Genomic DNA, 16,491 nt, shown 5'->3' with positions numbered 1-16,491 from the left:
GCCCTCACCGCGAAGCGCCTCCGGCGCTCCGTCAGCCCCGGGCTCCGGCCCACCGAGCTCCCCGTCGAGCTCCCCGTTGAGAGAGGAAACAGCATGTCGACCACGCACACCGTCCGGCACAACGCGGTCGTCCAGGCGCCCGCCGAGCTCTGCTTCGACCTGACGGCCGACCTCGCCGCCTGGGTGCAGCACTTCGGCCCCGCCGTGCACGGCGAGATCCTCGAGGAGGACGCCGACGGCACCCAGCTGGTCCGCCGCTGGGCGCTGACCGGCGGCACCGGCGTGCACTCCTGGGACGCCCGCCGCCGGCTCGACCGCAGCGGCCTGCGGATCACCCTGGAACAGGTGGCCCCGCCGGCCCCGCTCGCCTCGTCCACCGCCACCTGGGCGTTCACCCCACACGGCGCGGGCGCGACCGCGGTCGAGCTCGTCCACACCTTCACCACGGCCGGCGACGACCCCGACGCGGCCGCCCGGATCACCGCCGAGCACGAGGAGCGCGCCCCCGCCCAGCTGGAGTCGCTGCGCGAGAGCGCCGAGCAGTGGGACGACCTGGAGCCCCGGGTCATCTCCTTCGAGGACCCGCTGTTCATCGGCGGCCGGCTGGAGGACGTCTACGAGTTCCTCTACGCCGCGGACAAGTGGCCCGAGCGCGTCCCGCACGTCACCAAGCTCGACATGACCGAGGAGGTCCCGGGCGTGCAGTTCTTCGACATGCACACCCACACCCCGGACGGGAGCGAGCACACCACCCGGTCGGTCCGGGTCTGCCTGCCGGAGATCAACAAGATCATCTACAAGCAGATCAACCTCCCCGCCCTGCTGGACGGCCACACCGGCCACTGGGTCTTCGAGGAGACCCCCGAGGGCGTCATCGCCCGGGCCCGGCACACCGCCACCATCAAGCCCTCCGCCCTCCACCTGCTCGGCGAGGGCACCACGGTCGCCGACGCCCGCGCCTACCTGCGCCGGGTGCTCAGCACCAACAGCCTGCAGACCCTGCGCTACGCGCAGCAGTTCGCCGAGGAGCGCCTCCGTGCGGCCCGTGACTGACACCGACGCCTCCCCCGCCGCCGGCACCGGCACCGACGGCGACCCCGGGCCGGTCCCCGGCCCGGTGCCCGAGCTCGCGCTCGACGGCCTGCTGCGCCGGGCCGCCGCCGTGGCCCCTGACCGGGTCGCCCTGCGCACCCCCCTCGGCGACACCACCTACGCCGACCTCGACGCCGAGGTGGACACCGCGGCCGGCGCCCTCACCGCCGCGGTCGGGGGAACCGGCGCGGTGGTGGGCGTGGTGGCCGCCCTCGACGTGCCGTTCGTGGTCGCGTACTACGGCGCCGTCCGGGCCGGCCACACCGTCGCCGTCGTCAACCCGCTGATGGGCGACGACGCGATGGTGCACGCCCTGGGCACCGCGGAGGTCGCGGCGGTGGTCGCCCCGCCGCAGGTCGCCGAGCGGCTGGAGCGGCTGCGCCCGCGGCTGCCGAAGCTGGGCGGGGTGATCACCGCCGAGCGGCTGCCGACCGGGCTGCTGCCACCCGGCGAGCGCGGACCGGCGCCCGACCCCGACGCGGTGGCGTGCATCCAGTTCACCAGCGGCACCACCGGTGATCCGAAGGCCGTCCGGCTGACGCACCGCAACCTGGTCACCAACGCGGCGCAGATCGCCGCCGTGCACGGCCTGGACGGCGACAGCGTCACCGTCAACCACCTGCCGCTGTTCCACCCGATGCACCTCAACTCGGCCGTCCACGCGGCGGCGACGCAGGTGCTCTGCCCCGACTCCGCGCCCACCGCGGCCGTCGCGGCGGCCAACCGGAACCGGGCCACCCACCTCTACAGCCTGCCGGTCCGGCTGGCGGCGCTGGCCGCCGACCCGGGGCTGGGCGAGCTCCGGCTGGACACCGTCCGCGCGGTGCTGTCCGGCGGGTCGGCGCTCCTGCCGGCGCACGCCCGGGTGCTCGCCGAGCAGTTCGGCGTCCCGGTGGTGCAGGGCTACGGACTCGCGGAGACCTCGCCGCTCACCCACTGCGAGCGGCCCGGCGACCCCCGCCCGGGCTCGGTCGGCCGTCCCGTCCCGGGGACCGACTGCCGGGTGGTGGACGTTCAGACCCGGGCCCCGCTGCCCGCCGGGGAGCGGGGCGAGGTCCAGGTCCGCGGCCCCCAGCTGATGGCCGGCTACCTGAACGCCGACGGTCCGGCGACCGACGCCGACGGCTGGTTCTCCACCGGGGACATCGGCTACCAGGCGGAGGACGGCCACCTGTTCCTGGTCGACCGGCTCAAGGACGTCTTCAAGCACGAGAACTGGCTGGTCTCCCCGACCGAGATCGAGGAGGTGCTGATCCGCCACCCGGCCGTCCTGGACTGCGCCGTGGTCGACCACCCGGAGCCGGCGACCGGAGCGGTCGCGCACGCCTTCGTCGTGCTCGCCCCGGACGACGGAAGCGGCCCCTCGCTCGACGAGCTGGCCGCCTTCGTCAACGGCCGGCTGCCCTACTACCAGCACATCCGGTACCTGGACGCGGTCGACCGCATCCCCCGCTCACCGAACGGCAAGATCCTCCGCCGCAACCTGCGCCGGGCCACCGGAGCGGCCCGCCCGGACCGACCCACTGGAGACAGGACATGATCACCGTCATCAACCGGCTCACCGTGCACGGCGACGTCGAGGCCTTCCGCAAGGTCCTCACCGGGATCACCGAGCACATGAGCGCCCAGCCCGGCTTCCTCAGCCACACCCTCTACCGCTCGCTCCGCCGGCCGGAGGTCTTCGTCGAGACGGCGCGCTGGACCGACGCGGAGTCCCACCGGGCGGCGATGAGCGCCGACGCGTTCCGCGAGAAGGTCCGCGACCTCGGCGGGCTCGCCACCCCCGAGCCCGACGCGTTCGAGACCGTCGAGGAGGACTGACCTCCCGGCGCCGCCGCAACGCCGACTGCCGCGTCCCCGGGGAAGGTCCCGGGGACGCGGCAGTCGGCGTTGCGGCGGGCGGTCCGGCACCCGCCCGGCCGGGCCGGCCCGGGTGGGGGCGGCCCGGCCGCGCGGGGCCGGCGGGTCAGCGGAGGTCGAACCGGTCCAGGTTCATCACCTTGTCCCAGGCCGCGACGAAGTCCGTCACGAACTTCTCCTTCGCGTCGTCGCTCGCGTAGACCTCGGCGACGGCCCGCAGCTCGGAGTTGGAGCCGAAGACCAGGTCGACCCGGCTGCCGGTCCACTTCAGCTCGCCGGTGGCGGCGTCGCGGCCCTCGAACGCGGTGGCGTCCTCGGAGGTCGGCGTCCAGGTCGTGCCCAGGTCGAGCAGGTTGACGAAGAAGTCGTTGGTCAGGGCCCCGGGGGTCTTTGTCAGCACGCCGACCGACGACTGCTGGTGGTTGGCGCCCAGCACGCGCAGGCCGCCGACCAGGACGGTCATCTCCGGGGCGCTCAGGGTGAGCAGGTTCGCCCGGTCGATCAGCAGGAACTCGGCCGGCAGCCGGTTGCCCTTCGCCAGGTAGTTGCGGAACCCGTCGGAGCCCGGCTCCAGCGCGGCGAAGGACTCCACGTCGGTCTGCTCCTGCGAGGCGTCCGCCCGGCCCGGAGCGAACGGGACCTCGACCTCGAAGCCGGCGGCGCGCGCCGCCTGCTCGACCGCCGCGCAGCCCGCGAGGACGACCAGGTCGGCGAAGGAGACCTGCTTGCCGCCGGTCTGCTCCGCGTTGAAGGCCGTCCGGACGCCCTCCAGGGTGCGCAGCACGCCCGCCAGCCGGTCGGGGTCGTTGACCTCCCAGCCGCTCTGCGGCTGCAGGCGGATCCGCCCGCCGTTGGCGCCGCCGCGCTTGTCGCTGCCGCGGAACGAGGAGGCCGCGGCCCAGGCGGCGGAGACCAGGTCGGAGACCGCCAGGCCGGAGTCGAGCACCCGGGCCTTGAGCGCGGTGACGTCGGCGGCGTCGACCAGCGGGTGGGTCACCGGCGGCAGCGGGTCCTGCCAGAGCAGCTGCTCGGTCGGGACCTCGGGGCCGAGGTAGCGGACGACCGGGCCCATGTCGCGGTGGGTGAGCTTGAACCAGGCCCGGGCGAAGGCGTCCGCCAGCTGCTCGGGGTTCTCCAGGAAGCGCCGCGAGATCGGCTCGTAGACCGGGTCCAGGCGGAGCGCAAGGTCGGTCGTGAGCATCGTCGGGGCGTGGCTGGCGGCCGGGTCGTGGGCGTCGGGCACGGTACCGGCGCCGGCGCCGTCCTTCGGCTTCCACTGGTACGCCCCGGCCGGGCTCCTGGTCAGCTCCCACTCGTAGCCGAACAGCGTCTCGAAGTAGCTGTTGTCCCAGCTCACCGGGGTGGGCGTCCAGGCGCCCTCCAGGCCGCTGGTGATCGTGTCACCGCCCTTGCCGGTGCGGAAGGTGCTCTTCCAGCCGAGGCCCTGCTGCTCCAGCGGCGCCGCCTCCGGCTCGGCGCCCACGTGGTCCGCGGGCCCTGCCCCGTGGGTCTTGCCGAAGGTGTGACCGCCGGCGATCAGGGCGACGGTCTCCTCGTCGTTCATCGCCATCCGGCGGAAGGTCTCGCGGATGTCGCGGGCCGCGGCCAGCGGGTCCGGGGTGCCGTTCGGGCCCTCCGGGTTGACGTAGATCAGGCCCATCTGGACCGCGCCCAGCGGGTTCTCCAGCTCGCGGTCGCCGGTGTAGCGCTCGTCACCCAGCCAGGTGGTCTCCGGGCCCCAGTAGACGTCCTCCTCCGGCTCCCAGGTGTCCACCCGGCCGCCGCCGAAGCCGAAGGTCCGGAAGCCCATCGACTCCAGGGCGACGTTGCCGGCCAGGATCATCAGGTCGGCCCAGGAGAGGCTGCGGCCGTACTTCTTCTTCACCGGCCAGAGCAGCCGGCGGGCCTTGTCCAGGTTGGCGTTGTCCGGCCAGCTGTCGAGCGGGGCGAACCGCTGCTGGCCGGCTCCGGCGCCGCCGCGGCCGTCGCTGATCCGGTACGTGCCGGCGCTGTGCCACGCCATGCGGATGATGAACGGGCCGTAGTGGCCGTAGTCGGCCGGCCACCAGTCGTGGGAGGTGGTGAGCGCCTCCTCGATGTCCCGCTTCACGGTCGGCAGGTCGAGGCCGCGGAACGCCTCGGCGTAGTCGAACGACTCTCCGAGCGGATTGGCCACGGCGGGATTCTTGGCGAGGATCTTCAGATTGAGCCGCTCCGGCCACCACTGGGTGTTCCCACCGCCCTGGGTCGGGTGCGGGGCGCGCCCGTGCGCGACCGGGCAGCCGCCGGCCTCCTCCGCCGCTACGACCTTTGCATCGTGGTTCTCAGACATGGGAATCCTTCCGTACCAGGCGGATCACGGTGTTCTAGAACTCGAGCGGTGGAACCTCCGGGGCGCCGGGCCCCGGCCGTCCCCTGCCGTGCTGGGGGTGTTTCCGTCCCCAGGCTAGCGCTGCGACCGTCCGCAACACGCCGGATGCAGCAGTCCCGCCCGACGGGTTCGCCGGGATCCCCGCCGCACCGCCGCGCACGGCAGCGGCCGGGCGGTCCCGAGGGTCCGCCCGGCCGCTGCGCCGGCTCCCGACTACTGCGGGGTGACGTACGCGCCGGAGATGCCGCCGTCCACCAGGAAGGTGTTGGCGGTCATGAAGGAGGAGTCGTCGGAGGCGAGGAAGGCCACCGCGGCGGCGATCTCCTCCGGCTCGGCGAACCGGCCGAGCGGGATGTGCACCAGGCGGCGGGCGGCCCGCTCCGGGTCCTTGGCGAACAGCTCCTGGAGCAGCGGGGTGTTCACCGGGCCGGGGCAGAGCGCGTTGACCCGGATGCCCTCGCGGGCGAACTGCACGCCCAGCTCGCGCGACATCGCCAGCACGCCGCCCTTGGAGGCGCTGTAGGAGATCTGCGAGGTGGCGGCGCCCATCACGGCCACGAAGGACGCGGTGTTGATGATCGAGCCCTTGCCCTGGCGCTGCATGTGCGGGATCGCGTACTTGCAGCAGAGGTAGACCGAGGTCAGGTTGACCTCCTGGACGCGCTTCCAGGCGTCCAGGCCGGTGGTGAGGATGGAGTCGTCGTCGGGCGGGGAGATGCCGGCGTTGTTGAAGGCGATGTCCACCCGGCCGTAGGTGTCGACGGCCTTCTGGAAGAGGGCCTCCACCGCCCGCTCGTCGGTGACGTCGACCTCCACGAAGAGGCCGCCCACCTCGTTGGCGGTCTTGGCCCCGGTCTCCGGGTCGAGGTCGGCGCAGACCACCTTGGCGCCCTCCTGGGCGAACCGGCGCGCGGTGGCCAGGCCGATGCCGCTGCCCGCGCCGGTGATGACGGCCACCCGGCCGTCGAGTCGCTGGGTCATGCTGATCACTCCTCCGTGGAGATGAAGACGTTCTTGGTCTGGGTGAAGGCGTCGAGGGCGTCCGGGCCGAGCTCGCGGCCGAGGCCGGACTGCTTGAAGCCGCCGAACGGGGTGGTGTAGCGCACCGAGGAGTGCGAGTTGACGGAGAGGTTCCCGGCCTCGACGGCGCGGGAGACGCGCAGGGCGCGACCCACGTCGCGGGTCCAGATCGAGCCGGAGAGCCCGTACTCGGTGGCGTTGGCGATGCGCACGGCGTCCTCCTCGTCGCGGAACGGGACGACGGCGACCACCGGGCCGAAGATCTCCTCGGTGAAGGCCGGGTCGTCGTGGCGCACCGGGGCCAGCACGGTCGGCGGGTACCAGAATCCGGGGCCGTCCGGGGCGGTGCCGCGGAAGGCGACGGCCGCGGCGTCGGGGACGTAGGAGGCGACCCTGGCCCGGTGGGCGGCGGAGATCAGCGGGCCCATCTCGGTCTTCTCGTCGGCCGGGTCGCCGACCCGCACCCCGCGGACGGCGGGCTCCAGCAGCGCCATGAACTCGTCGTGGACGGAGGCCTCGACCAGGATCCGGGAGCGGGCGCAGCAGTCCTGGCCGGCGTTGTCGAAGACGGCGTAGGGGGCGGTGGCGGCGGCCCTGGCGAGGTCGGCGTCGGCGAAGACGATGTTGGCGCTCTTGCCGCCGAGTTCGAGGGTGACCGGCTTCACCCGGGCGGCGCAGCCGGCCATGATCTCCTTGCCGACCCGGGTGGAGCCGGTGAACACCACCTTGCGCACGTCCGGGTGGGTGACGAAGCGCTGTCCGACCACCGTGCCGCGGCCGGGCAGGATCTGCAGCACGCCCTCCGGGATGCCCGCCTGCAGGGCGAGTTCGCCGAGGCGCAGCGCGGTGAGCGGGGTGAGCTCCGCCGGCTTGACGATCACCGTGTTGCCGGCCGCGAGGGCGGGGGCGAGGGCCCAGGCGGCGATCGGCATGGGGAAGTTCCACGGCACGATGACGCCGACCACCCCGAGCGGTTCCTGGAAGGTGACGTCGAGGCCGCCGGCCACCGGGATCTGGCGGCCGAAGAGCCGCTCGGGGGCGGCGGCGTAGTACTCGATGACGTCGCGGGCGTTGCCGGCCTCCCAGCGGGCGTTGCCGATGGTGTGGCCGGCGTTGGCGACCTCCAGGGCGGCGAGGTGCTCGCGGTCGGCGTCGACGGCGGCGGCGAAGGCGCGCAGCAGCCGGGCCCGGTCGGCCGGGGCGACCCGGCGCCAGGTGTCGAAGGCGGCGCGGGCGCGGGCGACGGCGGCGTCCGTCTCGGCGGCTCCGCCCAGTTCGACGGTGGTGATCACCTCCTCGGTGGCGGGGTTGACGACCTCGTAGAGGTCCGGTTCGGTCATCGGGTGTTCTCCCTGGGCTGGCTGGCGGTCAGGAACGCGTGGAACAGGCGGTCGTCGTCGGGGTCGGTCTCGGGGTGCCACTGGACGCCCAGCACGAAGCGGTGGCCGGGCAGTTCGAGCGCCTCGACGGTTCCATCGGCACTCCGGGCGGTCACCTGGAGTCCGCGGCCGACCCGGTCGACCGCCTGGTGGTGGTAGCAGGAGACGTCGGTGGCGGTGCCGAGGACACCGGCGAGCCGGCTGCCGTCCTCGACCGCGACCGGGTGGCGGACGAAGCCGGCCGGGACGATCTGGTGGCTCCGCTCCGGCAGGTGCTGGAGCAGGGTGCCGCCGAGGGCGACGTTCAGCAGCTGCATGCCGCGGCAGACGCCGAGCAGCGGCAGGTCCCGGGCGAGCGCGGCGTGCAGCAGCCGGTTCTCCCAGTCGTCGCGGGCGGGGTGGGGCGGGCCGGTGCGCGGGTCGGCGGCCGCGCCGTAGCGGGCCGGGTCGACGTCCGGGCCGCCGGCCAGGACGAGCCCGTCCAAGGCCTCGGCCAGGTGCTCGGCGCCGCCGGGCTGGGGCGGCAGCAGGACGGGGGTGCCGCCGGCCCGGACGACGGCGTCGACGTACGTCTGCGGGAGCAGGGAGGCGCGCTGGCGCCAGACGGACCAGGCGGCCTCGTCCTGATAGCTGGTGATGCCGATCAGCGGCCGGCGCTGCGGTTCGCGGGTCGGGTGCGGTTCGCGGGTCATGGGTGGAGCCTCCCTCAGAGCCGCTCGAATCCACGGCGACGCTCCCAGTCGGTCACCGCCCTTTCGTAGGCGGCGAGTTCGGTGCGCCCGGCGTGGGCGTAGTGGCGGACCACGTCCTTGCCGAAGGCCTCGGTCGCGGCGGCGCTGCGTTCGAAGGCCTCCACCGCGTCGCGCAGCGTGGCGGGCACCCGGGGTGCGTCGGAGGCGTAGGCGTTGCCGGTGAACTCCGGTTCGAGTTCGAGCTGCTGCTCGACGCCGTGCAGGCCGGCCGCGATCAGGGCGGCGATCGCGAGGTAGGGGTTGACGTCGCCGCCGGGGACGCGGTTCTCGAAGCGCAGCGAGGGGCCGTGGCCGACCACCCGCAGGGCGCAGGTGCGGTTGTCGCGGCCCCAGGCGATGGCGGTGGGCGCGAAGCTGCCGGGCACGTAGCGCTTGTAGGAGTTGACGGTGGGGGCGAGCAGCAGGGCGAAGTCGGCCAGGCAGGCGAGCTGGCCGGCCAGGAAGTGCTCCATCGTGCGGGAGAAGCCGTGCGGCCGGTCACCGGCGAAGACCGGCGCGCCCTCGGCGTCGCGCAGGCTGAGGTGGACGTGACAGGAGTTGCCCTCGCGCTCGTCGTACTTGGCCATGAAGGTGAGGCTGCAGCCCTCCTGGGCGGCGATCTCCTTGGCGCCGGTCTTGTAGACGGAGTGGTCGTCGCAGGTGGTGAGGGCGTCGGCGTACTTGAAGGCGATCTCGTGCTGGCCGAGGTTGCACTCGCCCTTGGCGGACTCGACGGTGAGGCCGGCGCCGGCCATGCCGTTGCGCAGCCGGCGCAGCAGCGGTTCGATCCGGCCGGTGCCGAGGATGGAGTAGTCGACGTTGTACTGGTTGGCCGGGGTGAGCCGGCTGTAGTCCTTGTCCCAGGCCTGTTCGTAGCTGTCCCGGAAGACGATGAACTCCAGCTCGGTGGCCGCGTAGGCGTGCCAGCCGCGGGCGGCGAGCCGCTCCAGCTGCCGCCGCAGGATCTGCCGCGGGGAGACGGCGACCGGGCGGCCGTCGTGGTGGGCGACGTCGCACTGGACCATCGCGGTGGCGGGGTGCCAGGGCACCGCGCGCAGGGTGTCGAGGTCGGGGCGGAGCACCAGGTCGCCGTAGCCGCTCTCCCAGGAGGAGATCTCGTAGCCGTCCACGGTGTTCATGTCGACGTCGACGGCGAGCAGGTAGCCGCAGCCCTCGGCGGCGTTGGGGACGACGTCGCCGAGGAAGTACTCGGCGGCGACGCGCTTGCCCTGGAGGCGGCCCTGCATGTCGGTCATGGCCAGGACGACGGTGTCGACGGAGCCGTCGGCCACGCGGGTGCGCAGCTCGTCGAGGGTGAGCCGGGCGCTGTTCAACGGGTCTCCATCTCGGGGTCCGGTGCGGTGGGTCCGGGCGGTGCCGCGTCGGCGGCGGGGCCGGTGATGATCGGGCCGGTGAACCAGTGCCGGGCCGAGGCCAGCCACCAGAGGCCGGCGAAGCCGACCACCGCCAGGACGGCGACGGGGGTGTAGTTGAAGGACTCGGCGGTGATCGGGCTGACGGTGGGGAGCATGAACACGATGGTGATGAACGCGGTCCAGCCGACGGCGACCGCGCCGATCGGGCGGCTCCAGCGGCCCAGGTGCCAGGGGCCGCGCGGGAAGGCGTCCCCCTGCCGCAGCCGGAGGTAGACCGGGATGACGTAGGAGATGTACAGGCCGATCACGGAGATCGAGGTGACGGCGGTGTAGGCGGTGGTGTTCCAGAGCGCGGGCAGGCCGAGCAGCAGGGCCCCGCCGGTGGCCAGCCAGACGGCGTTCGTCGGGGTCTGGGTGCGCGGGTCGATGCGGTGCCAGAGGGCGGAGCCGGGCAGCGCGCCGTCGCGGGAGAAGGCGTAGATCATGCGGGAGTTGGCGGTGACGGAGGCCATCCCGCAGAAGAACTGGGCGCCGATCACGATCAGCAGCAGGAACTCCGCGCCGCCGGTGCCGATGGCGTCGATGAAGATCTGGGCGGGAGCGACGCCGGTGTCGCTGGCGAGGGCGCCGTCGTAGTCGCGGATCGCGAAGGTGAGACCGAGCAGCAGGATCCAGCCGGCCCCCAGGGAGACGGTGATGGCGTTGACGATGCCGCGCGGGCCGGAGCGGGCGGCGTCGTGGGTCTCCTCGGTCATGTGCGCGGAGGCGTCGTAGCCGGTCAGGGTGTACTGGGCCAGCAGCAGGCCGAGCATGGCCACGTAGAGCTGGTTGTGGAAGCCGGTGTTGTCGACGAACTCGGTGAACACGAAGGAGGCGGAGGCGTGCCGGTCCGGGAGCAGCGCGAGCGCGCCGACGATGACGGCGACGCCGACCAGGTGCCACCAGACGGAGACGTTGTTCAGGAGCGCGACGAGCTTCACGCCCCGGGTGTTGAGCAGGCCGTGGATCAGCAGGATGGCGGCGAAGATCTCCACGGTGTGCGCGGGGGTCGCCTCGAAGCCGAACTGGAGCGAGAGGAAGGCGTTGGTGAAGAAGGCGGCGCCGTAGTCGACGCCGGCGGTGACGGCGACCTGGCCGAGGAAGTTGAACCAGCCGGTGAACCAGCTCCAGGCCGGACCGCCGCTGCGGGCCAGTTTGGCGGACCAGTAGTAGAGCCCGCCGGCGGTGGGGTAGCTGGAGCAGATCTCGGCCATGGCCAGCCCCACGCAGAGCGTGAGCAGGCCGACCACCGGCCAGCCCCAGATGATCATCGCGGGGCCGCCGTTGTTCATCCCCGTCCCGTACAGGGTCAGGCAGCCGGAGAGGATCGAGACGATGGAGAAGGAGACGGCGAAGTTGGAGAAGCCCGACATCGAGCGGGCCAGCTCCTGGGTGTAGCCCAGTTCGCGGAGCCGTTGTTCGTCGGCGGAAACGGTCGCGGTGTTCGCCGGAAACACCGACGGGGCAGGGTGGTCGGGTGAGCGTGCGTCAGTCATGGGCACCCCTGGGGGTTGAGGTGTGCCGAGGGGGCACGCGGCCACGGCAGTGTGGCGCGCCGCCCCGGCGGGGATCGACGGTCGGACGGCTCTGCAATGGACTGGAACCAGACCATTGGGGTGGTGGGCAGCATCGTTCACCCCCCGCTCGGCCCGCGTCAAGAGCCGGGCGGAGAACGGACGGGGCCGGTCCGCCCCGCGTCGCCCGTGGGTACGATTCGGGCGTGGACCTCGACGAAGCACGCGCACGGGCGCGCCTGGACTGGCAGGCCGGGGCGATCTTCCGCCCGGTGCGGACCGGCAACGCCTTCGAGGAGACCGTCGAGCGGCTGCTCCAGGCGATCAAGCTCGGCGTCTTCGACTTCGGCGACCGGCTCCCGGCCGAGCGCGAGCTCGCCGCCCGGCTGGGCGTCAGCCGCGAGACCCTGCGCGAGGCGCTGCGCACCCTCCAGCAGGCCGAGTGCGTCGAGTCCCGCCGCGGCCGCTACGGCGGCACGTTCGTCACCTACCGGATGCCCGCGCCGGACGTCGCCGAGCTGCGGCGGGCCGCCCGCGACCTCGGCAGCGAGCTGGAGGACGCGCTGACCTACCGGCAGGTGCTGGAGACCGGCGCCGCCGAGGCCGCCGCGCGGCGGGCCCTCTCCACCGAGCAGCAGGCCTACCTGGAGAGCCGCCTGACCGACCTGGAGGACGCCCCGGCGGAGCAGTACCGGCAGCTGGACTCGCGCTTCCACCTCGCCATCGCCGAGCTCACCGGCTCCCCCACGCTGGCCGCCGGCATCGCCGAGGCCCGGATGCGCCTGAACGACCTGCTCAACGCGATCCCGATGCTGGAGCGGAACATCGAGCACGCCGCCGAGCAGCACCGCGCGATGGCCCGGGCGATCCTGGCCGGCGACGGCGAGGCCGCCCGCCGCGCCACCGACGAACACCTCGCCGCCACGGCCGCCCTCCTCCGCGGCTTCCTGGCGTAGCGGAGCGCTTCACCCGGGAACGCCGAGGAGCCGCCGGGTCCTGGCGACCCGACGGCTCCCCGTGTCCGACCTGACGTCAGGCGGCCGTCGCGGCGGCCGCCTTCTCGGTGTGCTCCGACTCTGCGGTCACCCGGGTGCCGGGGTGGAGCAGCGCGCAGACGAACGCGACCGCGAGCGCCACCGCCATGCCGTACAGCACCGGCCCGTTGGCCGCGGCGAAGTCGTGGCGGATGGCGGCCATGAGCGCCGCCGGGGCGTCGGACGGGGCACTGCCCGCCTCCCCGTGACCGGTGATGCTCTTGGTGATCATCTCGGCGGTGCTGTGCGCGGCGTCCGCCGGGAGGCCCTGGCCCTGCAGGGTCTTCTCGATGTTGGCCGTGGTGCTGTTGAGCAGGACCGTGCCGAGGACGGCGAGACCCAGGCTGGCCGAGTAGTTGCGCACGGTCTGGGTGATGCCGGTGACCTCGCCGTAGGAGGCGCCGATCGCGCGGTTGACGGCGTCGGTCGAGGCGGCCGTGAGCAGCAGGCCGATGCCGGCGCCGGCCATCACGATGTAGGGCCACTGCGCGCCGAGCGACAGGTCGGTGATCTTCCCGGCCCAGAGCGCGAAGCCGGCGGCGGAGAGCGCGGTGCCCAGCATCATCGGCAGCTTGGCGCCGCGGCGGTCCAGCAGCCGGCCGCCGATCTGCGAGGCGGGGCCGAAGCCCGCGAAGAAGATCAGCAGGTACAGGCCGGCGTCGTTGGCCGACTGGTCGAGAGCCACCTGGGCGTAGACCGAGGCGAAGAAGAACACCGGGACGAAGGCGATCATCGCGAAGAAGAGCACCGCGTTGTCGGCCGCGAACGCGCGGTCGGCGAAGACCCGCAGCTTGATCAGCGGGTCCGCGCTGCGCAGTTCGACCAGGACGAAGACGACCAGCACGGCGAGGCCGCCGCCGATGCAGAGCCACGTCGCCGGGCTGTCCCAGCCCCAGGTCGCCGCCTGCTGGAGGCCGCACACGCTCAGGCCCATGCCGAGCGCCGCCAGGGCCGCGCCGACCCAGTCGATCGGCTCGCTGCGCGGGGTGTTGCGGATCTTCGCCATCGCGGTCAGGACCAGCGCGACCACGGCGACCGGCACGTTGACCCAGAAGATCGCCCGCCAGGTCCAGCTGGTGAGCCAGCCGCCGAGGATCGGGCCGATCGCGGTCAGGCCGCCGGCCACGCCGAAGAAGAGCGCCAGCGCGCGGCCGCGCCGCGCCACCGGAAAGACCTCGACCACGACCGCGAGCGCGGCCGGGAACATGAACGCGGCGCCGACGCCCTGGAGCGCCCGGAAGGCGATCAGCCAGGTCTGCGCCGCGCCGCCCGAGGGCACCGCGCCGCAGAGGGCCGAGGCGATGACGAAGGTCAGCGTGCCGACCACCATCATCCGCTTGTGGCCGAGGACGTCGGCGAGCCGTCCGCCCAGGGCGAAGAAGGCCGCCAGCGCGAGCAGGTAGGCGTTGACCACCCACTGCATGCCCATGGAGGAGAGGTGCAGCTCCCGGATGATGTCCGGGGCGGCGATGGAGATGATCGTCTGGTCGATGAAGGTCATCGAGACGGCGAAGAGCATGCCCGCCAGGGTCAGTGACTGACTGGCGGCCACGGGTGCGGAGGTGGCCGAAGCCTTCTCGGACCGCACGGGTAACCATCCTTTGCTTGGTTTCCGGGCGACCGGGCGACGACCTGCGGGAATCCCCCCGTACGACCTTGCCCGTGCCGCGATCTGACGCGGCAGCATGCCGCGTCCGCGGGCCACTATGTCACCCGGACGGCCCAGGGCGCCTCCTGCGGATCGCATCGGCTGCGAACCGTCGCAGGCGTCCCGGGGTGCGGGGGCGAGCAGGGTGCTCCCACCCCCTCGGCCGCTCGCCGGTCGACCGACCGGCGGCGGCCCGGTGCCCACTGCCCGGGCGCCGGGCCGCCGCGGATCAGGCCCGACGGGCGTGCGGCATCAGGTAGACGTCCACCGCGACCTGGCGCTCGGGGTGGGCGGACGGGAACGAGGAGAACTCCAAGTAATAAGGAAGGGGCGGGCGTTCGGTGCGCTGCATGCCCTTGGTGGCCGCACTGACCGCCAGGTGCATGTAGGTGAACGGAATCAGTTCGGGCGGGCCGACGTGACGCATCGCCAGCCCGGTGGAGGCGGGCACCACCTGGACCCCCATGCCGTCACGGGTCTGCGGGTCGAAGCGGTCGGAGACCGGGACGCAGATGTCGTGCCTGGTCCGGGCGCCGATGAAGAAGTCCGGGTCGTCGTAGGAGACGCCCAGCGCCTTGGAGCGGGCGGGGCAGTGCCCCTGGGTGGTGAGCCAGCCGCGCAGCCGTTCCCACGCGGTGTTGGCGCTGTCGATCGGGCCGAGGTGGGAGTAGAAGGCGACCCGGCGCTGCGGGATGGCCGCCGGGCGGATGTCCGTGCCGGCCGCGCCGGCGGTGTTCCAGCTGGTGTTCTGCGGATTGGTCCGCAGGTCGGTGGGACAGATCCCGTACGCGGACCGGAACGCGCGGGTGAAGGCCGCGTGCGAGTTGTACCCGGCGCTCACCGCGATGTCGATGATCGTGCGGTCGCCGTACACCAGCCGGTAGGCCGCGAGGGAGAGTCTGAGTCTGCGCACGTACCGGTGGATGGGTTCGCCGACCTGGTGCCGGAACACCCGGCGCAGGTAGTCGGGAGAGGTGTTGGTGGCCATCGCGAGCTCCTCCAGGGAGACGGCCGCCTCACCGTCCCTGACCTGGGCCACGATGTGCGGGATGGCCCGGCGGAGTCGCTCGTCGTGGCTGCTGAGCGTGTCGATCTTCATAGCGGACTGAAGCCCTCCGGTTCTCGGGTCCGTCGCACGGGCCCGCCACCGGAGCCGAATCCGGGCCTGCGGGGCCGACACCTGGCGACGGACGGGTCGCTGACACGCACGCCGATCGGTCGCACATCACTGCAAACCTGCGCGATCACCCCCCGTGCGCGCCAGGGTCGGACGTCCCTAGTCGTCGTCGTCCCGGGGCGGGTCCGTGCGGACACCGCCCCGGGCGCAGGCCCGAAACCGGGCGAAGACGGACCCCGGCGGGCCACGGACCCGGGCGGGGATTCTCCCGATGCTAGGGGGGCCCTCCGGGGCTGTCCAGCGGGCCCACCGGTGCACCGGCGGTACTCGGACGGTGCACGGGTGCGCGCCACGGCGGCCACGGGGGCACCGTCCGGGTCCGAACGTACCAGGGGGTCAGGACACCGGCTGCCGGAGGATGGTGCGCCGCCGCTCGGGCGCGGTCCTGGTGGGGTCGGAGAGGTAGATCTCGTGGTGCCGTCCGGCCTCGGCGAGCCGCTCGGTGTGCAGGTAGTCGTGCAGCAGCTTCACGGTGCGCGGCTCGGTCTCGTACGGCCCCTTGTGCAGCACCTGGACGCAGCGGCCCTCGGCGAAGGACTCCCGGTGGATCCGGCCGACCGCCTCGGTGCCGGCCCTGCCCTCGGCCTTGGCCTCCGCCTTGGCGAGCGCGGCGGCCAGCTGCGCGTCGGTGTACGGCACGGGCTGGCGGATCAGCAGGGTCCACTCCCAGCCGGCCCGGGCGCCGGGGCCGTAGGAGTCGGCCGAGACCGCGTCGAAGTGCGGGTCGTTGCTGTGCCAGAGCCCTTCGAGCGGCATCACCGCGTAGTCCAGGCCGGTCTCGGCCCGGACGGCGAACTTGAGGGCGTAGGAGGTGGCGTACAACGCCGCGATGGCGGGCCCGAAGTCGGGGCTCTGCTGGGGGTCGCCGACGCCGTCGACGGCGAGGAAGGCGAACTCGGGGACGTCGACGACCTGCGGGACCGACTTCGCGCTGTACAGCGCGCCGCCGAGCTTGCGGTGGTCGGTCTTCTCTGCCCTGCCGGTGGTACTCATGGTTCCGAACTCCCGTACGGCTGCTGGATCGGGGCGCGCTGGGCGCCCAGGGGTCACTGCGGCCACAGGCCCCCGCGAGGGCGAACGAGGCGGCGCGGAATCGGTCACCGCGCGCCCGGCCGCGCGGTCCGGGCCGCGAAACCCGTGGCTTCGGGACCGGAAACCGCTTTCCCCACCGTTCCGGTCAAGTCCGACCCGGGCAACCGATCCGAAGCTTGACTGAGCCGGTCAACAACGCGCGATCCGCTTCTCACCCG

The 16,491-nt window shown here is 73.2% G+C and carries 13 protein-coding genes; 4 read left to right on the top strand and 9 right to left on the bottom strand.

What is annotated here, in order from left to right; translation table 11 throughout:
- The first annotated feature begins 93 nt into the window (after positions 1 to 93).
- The 3 genes from MCM47_RS14820 to MCM47_RS14810 are packed head-to-tail and all read left to right on the top strand — an operon-like array spanning position 94 to position 2,913.
- Entirely contained in the window at positions 94 to 1,053 is a 960-nt protein-coding gene (locus MCM47_RS14820; RefSeq protein ID WP_238862048.1) for an aromatase/cyclase, read from the top strand.
- Complete coding sequence (locus MCM47_RS14815) at positions 1,037 to 2,632, top strand: class I adenylate-forming enzyme family protein (RefSeq protein ID WP_238862047.1); 1,596 nt, start codon at positions 1,037 to 1,039, stop codon at positions 2,630 to 2,632. The genes MCM47_RS14820 and MCM47_RS14815 overlap by 17 nt, the downstream gene beginning before the upstream one ends.
- Positions 2,629 to 2,913, top strand: a complete 285-nt coding sequence (locus MCM47_RS14810) for an antibiotic biosynthesis monooxygenase (RefSeq protein ID WP_238862046.1) — start codon at positions 2,629 to 2,631, stop codon at positions 2,911 to 2,913. Before MCM47_RS14815 ends, MCM47_RS14810 begins: the two co-directional genes overlap by 4 nt.
- Before the next feature lie 145 nt (positions 2,914 to 3,058).
- Here the strand turns inward: MCM47_RS14810 and katG are convergent, their stop codons facing one another.
- The 6 genes from katG to MCM47_RS14780 all read right to left on the bottom strand — a co-directional run bounded on the left by katG (position 3,059) and on the right by MCM47_RS14780 (position 11,241).
- Positions 3,059 to 5,284, bottom strand: coding sequence for a catalase/peroxidase HPI (gene katG / locus MCM47_RS14805; protein WP_238862045.1), 2,226 nt, complete (start codon positions 5,282 to 5,284; stop codon positions 3,059 to 3,061).
- Positions 5,285 to 5,536: 252 nt separating this feature from the next.
- Positions 5,537 to 6,304 (bottom strand): 3-oxoacyl-ACP reductase, encoded by a 768-nt coding sequence (locus MCM47_RS14800; RefSeq protein WP_238862044.1) that lies wholly within the window; start codon positions 6,302 to 6,304, stop codon positions 5,537 to 5,539.
- Between the two features lie 5 nt (positions 6,305 to 6,309).
- A complete protein-coding gene (locus MCM47_RS14795) occupies positions 6,310 to 7,683 on the bottom strand; it encodes an aldehyde dehydrogenase (protein ID WP_238862043.1) in 1,374 nt (457 codons plus the stop codon).
- On the bottom strand, positions 7,680 to 8,414 hold the full coding sequence (locus MCM47_RS14790) for a gamma-glutamyl-gamma-aminobutyrate hydrolase family protein (RefSeq protein WP_238862042.1): 735 nt from the start codon (positions 8,412 to 8,414) through the stop codon (positions 7,680 to 7,682). The genes MCM47_RS14795 and MCM47_RS14790 overlap by 4 nt, the downstream gene beginning before the upstream one ends.
- A gap of 14 nt (positions 8,415 to 8,428) precedes the next feature.
- A complete protein-coding gene (locus MCM47_RS14785) occupies positions 8,429 to 9,787 on the bottom strand; it encodes a glutamine synthetase family protein (RefSeq protein WP_238862041.1) in 1,359 nt (452 codons plus the stop codon).
- Positions 9,784 to 11,241, bottom strand: coding sequence for an amino acid permease (locus MCM47_RS14780; protein ID WP_238862147.1), 1,458 nt, complete (start codon positions 11,239 to 11,241; stop codon positions 9,784 to 9,786). Before MCM47_RS14780 ends, MCM47_RS14785 begins: the two co-directional genes overlap by 4 nt.
- Before the next feature lie 347 nt (positions 11,242 to 11,588).
- Here MCM47_RS14780 and MCM47_RS14775 point away from each other — a divergent pair, with 347 nt between their 5' ends.
- Positions 11,589 to 12,338, top strand: coding sequence for a FadR/GntR family transcriptional regulator (locus tag MCM47_RS14775; protein ID WP_238862040.1), 750 nt, complete (start codon positions 11,589 to 11,591; stop codon positions 12,336 to 12,338).
- A gap of 76 nt (positions 12,339 to 12,414) precedes the next feature.
- Here the strand turns inward: MCM47_RS14775 and MCM47_RS14770 are convergent, their stop codons facing one another.
- The 3 genes from MCM47_RS14770 to MCM47_RS14760 form a co-directional block, all read right to left on the bottom strand.
- Positions 12,415 to 13,935, bottom strand: a complete 1,521-nt coding sequence (locus MCM47_RS14770) for an MFS transporter (RefSeq protein WP_238862146.1) — start codon at positions 13,933 to 13,935, stop codon at positions 12,415 to 12,417.
- Positions 13,936 to 14,293: 358 nt separating this feature from the next.
- Positions 14,294 to 15,163 (bottom strand): GyrI-like domain-containing protein, encoded by an 870-nt coding sequence (locus MCM47_RS14765; RefSeq protein ID WP_238862039.1) that lies wholly within the window; start codon positions 15,161 to 15,163, stop codon positions 14,294 to 14,296.
- 414 nt (positions 15,164 to 15,577) lie between these two features.
- Complete coding sequence (locus MCM47_RS14760; protein WP_238862038.1) at positions 15,578 to 16,234, bottom strand: GyrI-like domain-containing protein; 657 nt, start codon at positions 16,232 to 16,234, stop codon at positions 15,578 to 15,580.
- Positions 16,235 to 16,491: the final 257 nt, after the last annotated feature.

It is taken from the genome of Kitasatospora sp. A2-31, from assembly GCF_022288725.1.
Taxonomy (GTDB): domain Bacteria; phylum Actinomycetota; class Actinomycetes; order Streptomycetales; family Streptomycetaceae; genus Kitasatospora.
This window is presented reverse-complemented; position numbering and strand designations above follow the sequence as displayed.